The organism is Kitasatospora sp. NPDC097691 (assembly GCF_040302665.1).
Taxonomy (GTDB): Bacteria; Actinomycetota; Actinomycetes; order Streptomycetales; family Streptomycetaceae; genus Kitasatospora.
The window spans coordinates 1-12,192 of record NZ_JBEORY010000059.1 but is presented as its reverse complement, the minus strand read 5'-3'; the positions used below and the strand labels follow the sequence as shown (position 1 = coordinate 12,192).

Below are 12,192 nucleotides of genomic sequence, written 5' to 3'. Positions count from 1 at the left end.
CTGGAACCGCTCCGTCTTCGGGGAAACCCGCCGCTGCGGAAAGGGTGGGGCCGGAACTGCGTGAACGCTGTGCGCCCGGGTGTGTCTACCTGACCCAGCGGGTCTCCACGATGCCGCAGGCGTAGGCGGCCGAGTGGGCGGCCCGGTAGTTCCGCGTGGCGAGCCGGGCCCCAAAGACGCTGGTTCCCTCGCCCGCGAAACCGGGGTTGGTGAACAGCCGGAGCTCGTCGGCCAGGTCCTCCCGCAGCACGGAGGAGACCAGGCCGGCGCCACCGAAGCAGACCAAGTCCCCGTCGGCCTGCTTCTTCGCCTGTTCCACGGTGTCGGCCAGCTCGCCGTTGAGCACCGTGGTCCGTGGCCAGTCGAGTTCGGGCCTGCCCGACCGGCTCACGACAAACTTGGGGAGTGCGCCGATGGCCCGGCTGAACTCCCAGTCGGGATCGCCGGGATGCAGCTCCGCCATCCGGCTCCAGTGCCCAAGGTAACCCTCGTCGGCCATGGGCCGACTCAGCAGGATGCCCGAGGCGCCAGTGAGCAGGCCGTTGAAGGCCGCGCGGAGGTCCGCGCTCCACGGCCAGTCGGGGCCCCAATTCCACAACAGCCAGTTGGCATCCGACAAGCTGCTGTCGACGTAGCCGTCGATGGAGATCTGCATCGCCACAGTCAGGCGGCTCACGATTCTTCCGTCCCCTCGTCATGGTCAGGACTGCCGGCGGCTCGGAGGCCGTTCCTCAGTCCCACCCAACGAGTGCCGGCCGGACTCGTCAGGCCCCGCCGATCCGAGCCGACAATGGAGACGATAGGTCGGACGACTGACGTTTTCTCAAGCACGATCACTTCCAGTGCCTGTTGAGGAGGAGGGCGGCGCGGGCGATGTCACCGATCCGGCTGGGGCTGAGCGTCACATGCCCGAGCGCGCGCCAGCGCCCCTTGAGCTCGGCTGCGGCCAGCTCACCCCGGAGCGTGAAGCTCTTGGTAGGACGGTTCTCACCACAAGATCGCCCGCGACAACCAGAGGCTTCACGTTGGTCACTCACTGAGTGCCAGGCTTGCGCGAGAAGTCGGCCTGGCCGACTTCTCGCGCAACGATGCTCAGGTGCTGGGGAGTTCCCCGGTCTTGACGGCGGTGATGAACGCCGTCCACGCAGCGGCGGGGAAGACGAGCGCCGGGCCGCTGGTGTCCTTGGAGTCGCGGACCGGGACGATGCTGGCGAAGCCGTCAGAGACCTCAACGCAGTTGCCCTGGTTGCCGCTGTAGCTGCTCTTGTACCAGCCTCGGGTGGAGGTCTTCGGCGTGGTCACGTGCTCACCCTCTTGTCTGGTCTCGTGCTGTCGTGGGGCTTGCTGCGAGCTGCTTGGGGGAAGATTGCGCGAGAAGTCGGGCGGGTCGACTTCTCGCGCGATGATGTTCAGGTGTTGGGGATGTCTCCGGCCTTGATGGCGGTGACGAAGGCCGTCCAGGCGTCGGAGGGGAAGACCAGTGCCGGCCCGTTGGGATCCTTGGAATCTCGAACGGGAACGATGCCATCGTTGAGGAACGCGACCTCAACGCAGGCGGACTGTCCGTTGCTGTGGATGGACTTGAGCCACGCCGCTTCTGTCAGATCAACCGTTTCCATAGCTTCCTGCCAGTCGGAGAACAGCAGCTTGGAGGCCTTCTCAGTGAGCGCAAACGACTTGCGCGAGAAGTCGGCCGGGCTGACTTCTAGCGCAACGATGCTCAGGTGCTGGGAAGGTCTCCGGTCTTGATGGCGGTGACGAAGGCCGTCCAGGCGTCGGAGGGGAAGACCAGTGCTGGCCCGTTGGGATCCTTGGAATCTCGAACGGGAACGATGCCGTTGTTGAGGAACGCGACCTCAACGCAGGCGGACTGTGCGTTGCTGCGGGTGGACTTGAGCCACGCCGTTTCTGTCAGATCAACCGTTTCCATAGCTTCCCGCCAGTCGGAGATCAGCAGCTTGGACACCTTCTCACTGAGCGCAAGGGACGTGCGCGAGAAGTCGGCCTGGCTGACTTCTCGCGCAAGCAGGTTTAGGCGTTGGGGAGTTCCCCGACCTTTACGGCGGCAACGAATGCCATCCATGCGTCGGCCGGGAAAACCAGAGCCGGGCCGTGGGGGTTCTTCGAGTCCCGGACGGCCATGCCGCTGCTGACGACGCGCCCTTCTACACAGTCGGTTGCCTGAGCGCTGTAGCTGCTCTTGTACCAACCCCGAGCGGAGATCTCCGGCATGGTCATGTGCTCACCTTCGTGTCTGGTGTTCAGGTCTTTGCCGCGATGGCGGTGATCATATCGAGCGACTGGGCCGGGTTCAGAGCTGACGATCGCAGGTAGTCGAAGACGAGTCCGTAGCCGTCGAGCTCTGCCTCTTCCTCCAGATAGTGACTGCTGGTCAGTGTTTCCAGGGCCACCGCTCCCGAAGCCGACGAGTCTGTGAAACCGAACATCACGAACGCGCCGCAGGCTCCGGCGGTGGCGCCGACGTCGAGCGGCACGACCTGAATTGTGACGTTGGGGAGTTGCGCTGCCTCGGCGAGGTGGTGCAGCTGCGCTCGGTGCACATCAGCACCGCCGACAGGGCACCGGAGAGCTGCTTCCCAGATGATTGCGCAGAACCGCGCCGGGTCCGACTTGGTCAGGACCGCCTTGCGCTCCATCCGCACCTTGACCAGTAGATCGATGCGCTCCGGGCGGACAGCGGCGGGGTTCGCCCCCAGCAACGCCCGGGCGTAGGTCTCGGTCTGCAAGAGGCCCGGGATGACCAGGGGTTGCCATGTTCGGATGTACCGGGCGTCGCCCTCCAGATCGAGGAAATCGGCGAAGGCAGGCGGGACCGTGTCGCCGTAGTCGTGCCACCAGCCGCGCTTCTTGCTTTCCCGAGCGAGTGTTTCGAGGGCGTCCCTGTCCTGGAGCTCGGTCACTCCGTAGAGGTCCAGCAGGATGCCGAGGTCCAAACGCCGGATCCCGACAATGCCGGTCTCTATGCGGCTGATCTTCGCGCGCGAGCACTTCAGAGCACCTGCGGCGTCGTCTGTGCTCTTGCTCGCCGACTCCCGAAGCCGGCGAAGCTCTGAGCCAAGACGGCGGCCGCGCACGGTCGGCCTTGATTCGTCAGTCACGGCGTTCCTTCCTTGTGGCCTGTCCAGTCTGCCTTGTGACGTGGCGTCTGATCCAGGCTAGCCAATCTGCACTGATGCAGAACTGCATGTTGCGATGAGCACTGATGCGGTGCATGCTACTTGGCGTAGTCCAATGCGACACACAGCGTGATCCTCGCGGCTCATCGCTCGGGCATCCCTTTGCCGTCCGCCGCCCCCGGATCGCGAACTTTCCCTTCACCCCCGGAGGAGGCCCCGCCATGCCCGGAACGCTGGAGAAGCCGCCCGCCCCCACCAACCCGTACTCGTGGTGGCTGCCCAGGCACCACAAGTCCGCCGGGTTCGCCCGTCGGTTGCTCCGAACCTTCCTCGCCACGCATCCCGACGGTGAACGGTTCCTCGACACCGGTGAGTTGGTGCTCGGGGAGCTCGTCACCAACGCCGTCCTCCACGCCAAGACCCCGCCGGGGCGGCTCGTCTTCATCCGGTTCGAGCTGCATGCCGACTCGCTCCGCATCGAGGTGCACGACGCCGACGCCACCGCGCCCTCCGTACCGCACCCGGCTGCCGAGTACGACGAGACCGGGCGCGGGCTGTGGCTCGTCTCGCAGCTCGCCGCGAGCTGGGGCTGCCGACCGCGCGAGGGTGGCATCGGCAAGGTGATGTGGGCGCTGATCGGTGGGGGTGCGCAGTGAGCGCCGAACTCCCCTTCCCCGTAAGCGTCGAGATCAAGGACATCGCGAAGGCGGTCACCTTCGCCAAGCTCCCCGATGCCCTCGACGCCGTCCGCGCCGGCCTCGCTCGGCTCCCGCTGGACGAGGACCAGGCCGGCTACCTCGCCGACTACTTCTCCCCGGCCTCCGCCGAGCGGATCGCCCACCAGCTGATCCACATCGGCGTGGTCGGCGTGATCGCCTTCCTCGGGGTCCACGCTCACCCCATCTACCTGCGCCCGGCGACGGGCCCCGAGTGATCCGGCGACTCACCTGGGTCCGCATCGAGATGTGGTGGTGTCTCAACGCCCAGTTCTCCCGCCCGGTCCGCGCCATCAGTCCCCGCCGCCAGGCCGCCCACACCGAGATGCAGCTCTGGGCGGCGACCCCGGGTCATGCGGAGACCCTTTACCGCGCGGTGCTCCGGCAAGCCGCCCGAGGGTGAGCAGCGGCGCCGGGCGATCCCTCGTGGATCGCCCGGCACCTTGCGTTTGGGGGCGCGCTCAGTGCTGGTGGTCGGTGGCGGGCTCGCCGGGGGCGGCGGTGTTGCCACTCGTCGCCAGGGTGAAGGCTGCGGTGTGGACGGTGTCCTGGTGCTTGAAGTCCAGGAAGAGGCGGTAGCTGCCGGTGCTCGGGGCGGTGGTGGTGAAGCCGATCTCCGGGCCCGGGGTGGTGGTGTCCGGGTGGACGTGCAGGTAGGCGAGGTCGCCGGCGCGGAGGGCGACCAGGTGGCCGTACGCCCCGAGGTAGGGCTGGAGGTCGGTGACCGGCTTGCCGTCCTTGCTGACGCTGAGCTTGAGGCTGCCGCTGCGCTCGGGCGTGAGGTCGCCGCCGAGGGTCACGGTGTAGCCGTCGACGGTGACGGTCCGTCCGGTCTGCGGGAGCGGGGCCGGGCGCAGGTCGCCGGCGGCGTGCAGGTCCGCGCCGAGGGTGAGGCCCTCGCTCGAACCGGCTGGGGTGAAGTCGGCGAAGACCCGGTACTCCCCGGCTGTGGGGACAGCGGTCGGGGCGCTCCAGGTGCCGTCGGCGGCGAGGGTCGGGTGCAGGTGCTGGAAGGTGGAGAGGTCGCGCGGGGTGACGATCAGGTGCAGTTCCTTCTCGTGCTGCTGCTGGTAGGCGGTGACCGGTTTGCCGTCGGCGCCGAGGATGCGGAACCGCAGGTCGGTGGGGGAGCCGGCGGTGACGAAGGGGTTCTCGACGCTGAGCGTGTAGCCGCGTTCGGAGATCTGCAGCCCGCCGGGCAGGTGTTCGGTGGCCGGTTCGGGCCCTCCGGCGCCGTGGCCGCCGTGCGCGGCGGTGGCGTGCGCGGCGGTGGCGGGCTTGGGGGAGGAGCCGCTGCCGGTGGCGTTGCCGACGCCGAGGGCGAAGCCGAAGGCGGCGGCGAGGCCGGCGGTGAAGGCGGTGATGCGCAGCGCGGTGTTCATGGCGGGGTTCTCCTCGGGGTGGCGTGGGGGGGCGTAGGGGGCGGGGCTCAGGCGCGCATGAGCCGGGCGATGGCCTGCGAGGCCTCGGCGATCTTGGCGTCGGCCTCGGCGCCGCCGCCCGCGATGGCGTCGTGGACGCAGTGGGCGAGGTGGGCGTCGAGCAGGTGCAGTGCGACGGACTGGAGGGCCTTGGTGGCGGCCGAGACCTGGGTCAGCGTGTCGATGCAGTAGGTGTCGGTGTCGACCATGCGCTGGAGGCCGCGGATCTGGCCCTCGACGCGGCGCAGTCTGCGCAGGAGCTGGTCCTTGTCGGCGCTGTAGCCGGCCATGCGGCCCTCCTCGGGATTCCGGCGGGGGCGCGGCCCCGCCTCGATGCCCATGAGTGAATACCCCATGGGGGTATCGCGTCAAGCGGATCGACACTGCCACTAAATACCTGCCAGGGGTATCGCCAAGAGTTGCCGTCGATACCCCTCGGGGGTATAAATGAACCCGGCACCGCCCGATACCCCTCCGAGGTATGACGGCCCGGCCCGGCCGCCGAACGCACCGCACGACCGGCAAGACGACTGTCACGAGGAGCGACGATGACTACGCAGGCTCCCGCCTCCGCGGCGGTGGAACTCTCGATCGGCGGAATGACGTGCGCCTCGTGCGCGGCCCGCATCGAGAAGAAGCTCAACCGGATGGACGGGGTCACCGCCAGCGTCAACTACGCCACCGAGAAGGCGAAGGTCTCCTTCGAGGACGGCGTCGAGGTCGCCGACCTGATCGCCACCGTCGAGGCCACCGGCTACACCGCGGCGCTGCCCGAGCCCCCGGCCGCCGAGGGCCCGGCTGGCGCGCAGGCCGAGCCGGCGGACGCACTGGCCCCGCTGCGCGCCCGGCTGTTCACCGCGGTGGCGCTCGCCGTGCCGGTGATCGCGATGGCGATGGTCCCGGCCCTGCAGTTCGACAACTGGCAGTGGCTGTCCCTGACCCTGGCCGCCCCGGTCGTCACCTACGCCGCCTGGCCGTTCCACCGGGCCGCGTTCACCAACGCCCGGCACGGCGCCGCGACGATGGACACCCTGGTCTCGCTCGGCACCGGCGCCGCGTTCCTGTGGTCGCTGTGGGCCCTGTTCTTCGGCGACGCCGGAATGCCCGGCATGCGGCACGGCTTCGAGTTCACCATCGCCCGCAGCGACGGGGCGTCCAACATCTACCTGGAGGCGGCGGCCGGCGTCACCGCCTTCATCCTGGCCGGGCGCTACTTCGAGGCCCGCTCCAAGCGCACCGCCGGTGCCGCGCTCAAGGCGCTGCTGGAGCTGGGCGCCAAGGACGTGACGGTGCTGCGCGGCGGGGCCGAGGTGCGCATCCCGGTCGCCGAACTGGCCGTGGGCGACCGCTTCGTGGTCCGTCCGGGCGAGAAGATCGCCACCGACGGCACGGTGGTCGAGGGCGCCTCGGCGGTGGACGCCTCGATGCTGACCGGCGAGTCCGTCCCGGTCGAGGTCGGGGTCGGCGACAACGTCACCGGCGCCACCGTCAACGCGGGCGGCCGGCTGGTGGTCGAGGCCACCCGGGTCGGCGCCGACACCCAGCTGTCCCGGATGGCCAGGCTGGTCGAGGACGCGCAGAACGGCAAGGCCGCCGCGCAGCGCCTCGCGGACCGGATCTCCGCGGTCTTCGTGCCGATCGTGATCACCCTCGCGGTGGCCACCCTCGGCTACTGGCTGGGCACCGGCGAGGGCTGGACCGCCGCCTTCACCGCCGCCGTCGCCGTGCTGATCATCGCCTGCCCGTGCGCCCTGGGCCTGGCCACCCCGACCGCGCTGCTGGTCGGCACCGGCCGCGGCGCCCAGCTGGGCGTCCTGATCAAGGGCCCGGAGGTCCTGGAGTCCACCCGCAAGGTCGACACCATCGTCCTGGACAAGACCGGGACCGTCACCACCGGCCGGATGACCCTGCTCGCCGTCCACACCACCGGCACCACCACCGAGGCCGAGGTGCTGCGCCTGGCGGGCGCCCTGGAGCACGCCTCCGAGCACCCGATCGCCCGGGCGATCGCCGACGCCGCCGCCAAGGCCGGCGCACTGCCCGCCGTCGAGGGCTTCGAGAACGTCCCGGGCCTCGGCGTCCAGGGCGTGGTGGACGGCCACGCGGTGGTGGCCGGCCGGGAGGCGCTGCTCAACGAGTGGTCGCAGTACCTGTCGGAGGGCCTGGCCGAGGTCAAGCGCGCCGCCGAGGCGGCCGGCCGCACCGCGATCGCGGTCGGCTGGGACGGCGAGGCGCGGGCCGTCCTGGAGGTCGCCGACGCGGTCAAGCCGACCAGCGCCGAGGCGATCGGCAAGCTGCGCGAACTGGGCCTGACCCCGGTGCTGCTGACCGGTGACAACCGGCTGGTCGCCGAGGCCGTGGCGGCCGAGGTCGGCATCGCGCCGGAGCACGTGATCGCCGAGGTCATGCCGCAGGACAAGGTCGACGCCGTCCGGCGGCTGCAGGCCGAGGGCAAGGTCGTCGCGATGGTCGGCGACGGCGTCAACGACGCCGCCGCCCTCGCCCAGGCCGACCTGGGCCTCGCGATGGGCACCGGCACGGACGCCGCGATCGAGGCTGCCGACCTCACCCTGGTCCGCGGCGACCTGCTGGCCGCGGCGGACGCCATCCGGCTCTCCCGCAGGACCCTCGGCACCATCAAGAGCAACCTGTTCTGGGCGTTCGGCTACAACGTCGCCGCCCTGCCGCTGGCCGCGGCCGGGATGCTCAACCCGATGATCGCGGGGGCGGCCATGGCCTTCTCCTCGGTCTTCGTGGTCGGCAACAGCCTCCGACTGCGCCGCTTCCGCTGAACCGCGCGGACTCCGGACCGCGCTCCGCCGAACCGCGCGGACTCCGGACCGCTCTCCACCGCCGGGCCGAGGCCCCGGAACCCCGACCGGGGCTCCGGGGCCCCCGGCGTTCCCGGAGTGCGGCCGGTCAGTCCTCCGGCAGTTCCACCGCCTGCCAGCGGTACGCCGCGTCCTCCTGCCAGACCTGCAGTTCGCCCTCCACCACCGCGGCCAGGCAGAGCCGCCAGTCGTCGCCCATCGCGAGCGCGACCCGGGTGGCCGGGCGCAGGGTGGGCCGCCACCAGCGGGGGCGGCGGGAGGTGCCGCCGGCCGGCAGGCGCAGCCGTACGCCGCCCGCGCCGGCCAGGGCGATGGTCGGGCCGCCGCGGTGGCCCGCCATGGCGATGCCGAGGGAGGGTTCGCCGTCGCCGATCTCGGTGCCCGGCCCGGCGGTGCCGAGGGTGTGCAGCTGGACTGAGCCGTCCGGCCGCAGGGTGGCGGCCTGCGGGCCGGCGGAGGTGCGGGCCAGTGCCCCGGCGCGCGGCGCGCCGTCCGGGCCGAGCGGGGTGGGCGGTTCGGTGGTGCCGGGCCGCCAGCTCAGCACCCGGCCGTGGTGCTCGACCAGGATCAGCCAGCAGCCGGGCCGTTCCTCCAGCGCCGCGAGCACCCGGTCGGCGGGGCAGCCGGGCAGCTCGTGGCCGGTGAGGGTGAGGCCGGGCGCCCAGCGGTAGGAGCGCAGTGCGCCGCCGGCGGCCGTCCAGACCGTCATCTCCCCGGCCGGACCGACCGCCCCCGCCAGCCCGTTGACGCCGCGCGCCGCCTCCCACCAGCCGGCCGACGTGCCGACCCAGAGGGTGTTGCCGCGGTCCTCGGCGCAGACCACCAGCTCGCCCTGGCGCCCGGCCCAGCCGGCCGTCAACTCCCGTACGGCTCCCGGCCCCTGGCCGGCCGGCAGCAGCCGGCCGGTGCGGCCGGGGCCGGCCAGCGCGGTGCCGTCGGAGCCGCCGGTGACCACCAGCGGGCGCCCGGCGCGGTCGGGCAGCACGGCGAGGCCCGCGGTGCGGGCCACCGGCCGGTTCGAGCGCAGCAGTTCGCGGCCGCGGGCGACCCACGGGCCGAGCGGGGAGGGGCGGCGTTCCGGGTCGCGGGCCAGCGGCTCGCACGCCCAGCGCGCCAACTCCTCGCCGTAGCCGGCCGCCAGCAGCTCGGCGCGGGCCTGTTCGGCGGCGAGCCGGTGGTCGAGCCGGCCGTGGTCGGGCAGCAGCAGGGTGCGGGCGAGGGTGCCGACCGCGAACAGGTCCTTGGCGGTGGTCGGGAAGCCGCCGACCTGCTCGGCCTCCGGCGGAACGTGCCCGGGGGTGAACACCGCGACGGTCAGGGTGTGGTCGAGCGGGGCAAGGAAGGTCAGGTCGATCAGCTTGACCTGGTTCTGGCCGTCCACCAGGACGTTGGCGGGGGAGATGTCGCGGTGCACCCAGCGCTTGCGGTGCAGCTCGTCGACGATCCGGCACAGCCGGACCAGCACCTCGGCCACCGCCGCCGGACCGCCGCGCTGCCCGCGGGCCCAGGTGTGCAGCGGCACGCCCTCGACCCAGGGCGAGATCTGGTAGCCCAGCAGCCCGGCGGAGGGCGCTGCGCCGGGTCGGTGCGGGGAGGGCCCGAGCAGGAAGCTGGGCACCACCAGGTCGGTGACGCCCAGCCGGTGAGCGTTGTGCGACACGTCGTCCCAGCGTCCGAGCCAGCGCCGCACCTCGGACGGGTCGCGCTCCAGCATGATCTTCGCGGCGACCAGTTCCTTGCGCCCGTTGTGGCCGGTCCGGACGGCCCGCCAGACCTCGGCCTCGCCGCCCCGGTGGTGGAACTCCAGGAGTTCGTACTGCTCGGGGTCGAACTCCGGCCCGAACCGGAGCCCGGGCACCCAACGCGACTCGGACACACGACCCCCGACGTTATGAACCGCTCGACGCTACTGACTGCTCGGTCAACGGCCGCTCGATGCTTGCGAAGCGTTCGAAGCTCTCGAAGCCTACGAAGAACCGCTGTTGGTGCGCTTGTTCATGTCCTGCTCATGCGTCGCCCAGGATAGTGCTCTTTCCTGTTCGTCTGTCCGATCGAGGGCCTATTCTGATGGCGCCCGAGAATCAACATCACGACACGACGTCAACTCATGATCGTCCAAAGCTTGTTGATCATGAAGTGGGCGACATCCTGACACAGGGAGACGGTGCATGGCGCTGCTAGCGGTGCTGCTGATCGTGGTGGCACTGGCCGGTGCGGCCGCCGTCGTACTGGCGAGCCGCCGAAGGGCCCTGGACGCCGCGGCCGCCGCGAAGGCCCTGGCCGCGGCCGCCGAACGGCTCGCCGCCGGCAAGGACGCCCAGGCCCGGCGCCGCTACGCCCGGCTGGCGAAGCGACTCGCCGCCGGGCCCGCCGAACTGAGCCCCCAGCGCGGCCTCGCCCTGCTCGGCCAGGCCGAGGCCACCATCCCCACCGGGGACCAGCAGGCCACCCTCGCCCTGCACCGCGAAGCCTTCCCGCTGCTCACCGACCCGGCCCGCCAGCTGCCCCGGTGGAGCCTGCGCCGCCTCGCCGAGGAACGCATGCGGAGCGGGGAGCGGATACCGACCGACGCACAGGCGCAGACCGGGGAACGCATACCGACCCCGGACGGCGACCTCGGACCGCTGCTCGCCTTCCTCCAGGCCACCGCCGCCGGCGCCGAGCCCGGCGAGGAAGCCGACACCGCCGCCCGCGCCCTCGACTGGCTGCAGCGCCGCTGCCGCGAAGGCTCCGCCGAGCAGCGCGAGGACGCCACCGCCCGCGCCCTCGCCGCCCTGCCCGGCCGCGACTGGCCGGTGCTCGCCCGCGCCGCCCTGCTCCGCGACACCGACCGGGCCGCCGAATCCGAAGCCCTGCTCGCCGCCACGGCCCCCGGCGGCAGCGGCGAACTCTGGTTCCGCTGGGGCGCCCAGCTGTACACCCTGCACCGGGACCAACCCGCCGTCGCCGCCTTCGACGAGGCACTGCGGCGCGGCCCCGGCGAGCCCTCCCCCTGGGGGCGCGGCCCGGCGCTGCGCACCGACTGCCTGCTCTTCCGCGGCCTGGCCAAACAGCGGCACGGCGACACCGACGGCGCCTGGCGCGACCTCGCGGCCGCCACCACGGAGACCCCGAGCGACCCCCGCCCCCGCTACGCCCTCGGCCGGCTCGCCCTGCTGCTCGGCGCCGACGACCAGGCCCGGGAGCAGTTCACCGCCGCCCTGACCCTCCAACCCTCCTTCGCCCCCGCCCGGTTCGGCCTCGCCCTGGTGCACGAACGGGCCGAACGCCCCGCCGAGGCCGCCGCCGACTACCGGGCCGGCCTCGGCCAGGCCCCGGACTGGCGCCCCGCCCGGGTCCGGCTCGGCGCCGCCCTGCTCGCCGCCGGGCAGGCCGCCGAGGCCGAGCCGCTGCTGCGCGCCGAGGCCGGCACCGAACCCGGCTCCCGCTGGACCCGGATCGCCGCCTTCCACCATGGCCTCGCCCTCGCCCGTGGCGGCGACCCGGCCGGCGCCCTCGCCCGCTGGGAGCCCCTGGACGACGAGGACCTGCGCGAGCGCCGGGCCCTGGCCCGCGACGCGCTCGCCCGCACCCGCCTGGCCGAAGACCCGGTCGCCGCCCGCGAACTCTGGCAGCGGGCCGCCGCCGAGCACCCGGCCGCCCCCGGCTACCGCACCGCGCTGCGCGAGGCCGCCCTGCGCGAGGCCGCCCAGCTGCTGCTCACCGGCCGCGACCGCCCCGAGCAGCGCGAACGCGCCACCGCCGCACTCGCCCTCGCCGACACCCTGCCCGGCGCCCTCACCCACCGGCAGGCCCGGCTGCGCGCCGCCCTCGCCCTCGCCGCGGGCACCCCGGAGCCGGTCACCACCCTGCTGGACGCCGGCAGCGGCCTGCGTGACCGCTACCACCTCGCCGCCGTCGCCCTGCTGGCCGGCCGCCCGGCCCAGACGATCGCCCTGCTCGGCCCGCCCGACCCGAACGGCGACCCGGCGACCGCCCGGCTGCGCGCCCTGCTCGCCGAACGGGCCGGCAACTGGGCCGTCGCGCTGGAGTGGTACCGGCACTTCCTGACCGCCGCCGCGGCTCCGGCAAGCGCGACGGGGCCCGC

The 12,192-nt window shown here is 72.3% G+C and carries 13 protein-coding genes; 4 read left to right on the top strand and 9 right to left on the bottom strand.

Going from position 1 to position 12,192, the window contains the following annotated elements; translation table 11 throughout:
- Nucleotides 1–85: 85 nt before the first annotated feature.
- The 6 genes from ABTY56_RS30825 to ABTY56_RS30800 form a co-directional block, all read right to left on the bottom strand.
- The gene (locus ABTY56_RS30825; protein ID WP_350632635.1) at nt 86–676 is read right to left on the bottom strand and encodes a dihydrofolate reductase family protein; all 591 of its coding nucleotides are present in this window, start codon (nt 674–676) and stop codon (nt 86–88) included.
- Between the two features lie 416 nt (nt 677–1,092).
- Nucleotides 1,093–1,302: a DUF397 domain-containing protein gene (locus ABTY56_RS30820; RefSeq protein ID WP_350632634.1), complete on the bottom strand. Its 210-nt coding sequence runs from the start codon at nt 1,300–1,302 to the stop codon at nt 1,093–1,095.
- A 107-nt stretch (nt 1,303–1,409) separates the two neighbouring features.
- Complete coding sequence (locus ABTY56_RS30815; protein WP_350632633.1) at nt 1,410–1,619, bottom strand: DUF397 domain-containing protein; 210 nt, start codon at nt 1,617–1,619, stop codon at nt 1,410–1,412.
- Nucleotides 1,620–1,720: 101 nt separating this feature from the next.
- The gene (locus ABTY56_RS30810; protein WP_350632632.1) at nt 1,721–1,966 is read right to left on the bottom strand and encodes a DUF397 domain-containing protein; all 246 of its coding nucleotides are present in this window, start codon (nt 1,964–1,966) and stop codon (nt 1,721–1,723) included.
- A gap of 65 nt (nt 1,967–2,031) precedes the next feature.
- Complete coding sequence (locus tag ABTY56_RS30805; RefSeq protein WP_350632672.1) at nt 2,032–2,232, bottom strand: DUF397 domain-containing protein; 201 nt, start codon at nt 2,230–2,232, stop codon at nt 2,032–2,034.
- Nucleotides 2,233–2,261: 29 nt separating this feature from the next.
- The gene (locus tag ABTY56_RS30800) at nt 2,262–3,119 is read right to left on the bottom strand and encodes a helix-turn-helix domain-containing protein (protein ID WP_350632631.1); all 858 of its coding nucleotides are present in this window, start codon (nt 3,117–3,119) and stop codon (nt 2,262–2,264) included.
- A 239-nt stretch (nt 3,120–3,358) separates the two neighbouring features.
- Here ABTY56_RS30800 and ABTY56_RS30795 point away from each other — a divergent pair, with 239 nt between their 5' ends.
- Together ABTY56_RS30795 and ABTY56_RS30790 are read left to right on the top strand one after the other, a co-directional pair.
- Nucleotides 3,359–3,793, top strand: coding sequence for an ATP-binding protein (locus ABTY56_RS30795; RefSeq protein ID WP_350632630.1), 435 nt, complete (start codon nt 3,359–3,361; stop codon nt 3,791–3,793).
- Complete coding sequence (locus ABTY56_RS30790) at nt 3,790–4,071, top strand: hypothetical protein (protein ID WP_350632629.1); 282 nt, start codon at nt 3,790–3,792, stop codon at nt 4,069–4,071. Before ABTY56_RS30795 ends, ABTY56_RS30790 begins: the two co-directional genes overlap by 4 nt.
- Before the next feature lie 243 nt (nt 4,072–4,314).
- On the opposite strand, the gene ABTY56_RS30785 is transcribed toward ABTY56_RS30790, so the two are convergent.
- On the bottom strand, nt 4,315–5,235 hold the full coding sequence (locus ABTY56_RS30785; protein ID WP_350632628.1) for a DUF8832 domain-containing protein: 921 nt from the start codon (nt 5,233–5,235) through the stop codon (nt 4,315–4,317).
- Nucleotides 5,236–5,282: 47 nt separating this feature from the next.
- Nucleotides 5,283–5,615 (bottom strand): metal-sensitive transcriptional regulator, encoded by a 333-nt coding sequence (locus ABTY56_RS30780; protein ID WP_502893221.1) that lies wholly within the window; start codon nt 5,613–5,615, stop codon nt 5,283–5,285.
- 207 nt (nt 5,616–5,822) lie between these two features.
- On the opposite strand from ABTY56_RS30780, the gene ABTY56_RS30775 reads away from it, so the two are divergent.
- A complete protein-coding gene (locus ABTY56_RS30775; protein WP_350632627.1) occupies nt 5,823–8,066 on the top strand; it encodes a heavy metal translocating P-type ATPase in 2,244 nt (747 codons plus the stop codon).
- A gap of 127 nt (nt 8,067–8,193) precedes the next feature.
- Here the strand turns inward: ABTY56_RS30775 and ABTY56_RS30770 are convergent, their stop codons facing one another.
- Nucleotides 8,194–9,981 (bottom strand): serine/threonine protein kinase, encoded by a 1,788-nt coding sequence (locus tag ABTY56_RS30770; protein ID WP_350632626.1) that lies wholly within the window; start codon nt 9,979–9,981, stop codon nt 8,194–8,196.
- Between the two features lie 292 nt (nt 9,982–10,273).
- Between ABTY56_RS30770 and ABTY56_RS30765 the strand changes: the two genes are divergently transcribed.
- On the top strand, nt 10,274–12,192 hold a 1,919-nt coding region (locus ABTY56_RS30765; RefSeq protein ID WP_350632625.1), incomplete at its 3' end, for a tetratricopeptide repeat protein.

Coding starts and splice junctions, on each gene's coding strand:
- ABTY56_RS30815 (WP_350632633.1), bottom strand. CDS start 1,619: ATGGAAACGGTTGATCTGACAGAAGCGGCGTGGCTCAAGTCCATCCAC.
- ABTY56_RS30805 (WP_350632672.1), bottom strand. CDS start 2,232: ATGCCGGAGATCTCCGCTCGGGGTTGGTACAAGAGCAGCTACAGCGCT.
- ABTY56_RS30795 (WP_350632630.1), top strand. CDS start 3,359: ATGCCCGGAACGCTGGAGAAGCCGCCCGCCCCCACCAACCCGTACTCG.
- ABTY56_RS30785 (WP_350632628.1), bottom strand. CDS start 5,235: ATGAACACCGCGCTGCGCATCACCGCCTTCACCGCCGGCCTCGCCGCC.
- ABTY56_RS30780 (WP_502893221.1), bottom strand. CDS start 5,615: ATGGGCATCGAGGCGGGGCCGCGCCCCCGCCGGAATCCCGAGGAGGGC.
- ABTY56_RS30775 (WP_350632627.1), top strand. CDS start 5,823: ATGACTACGCAGGCTCCCGCCTCCGCGGCGGTGGAACTCTCGATCGGC.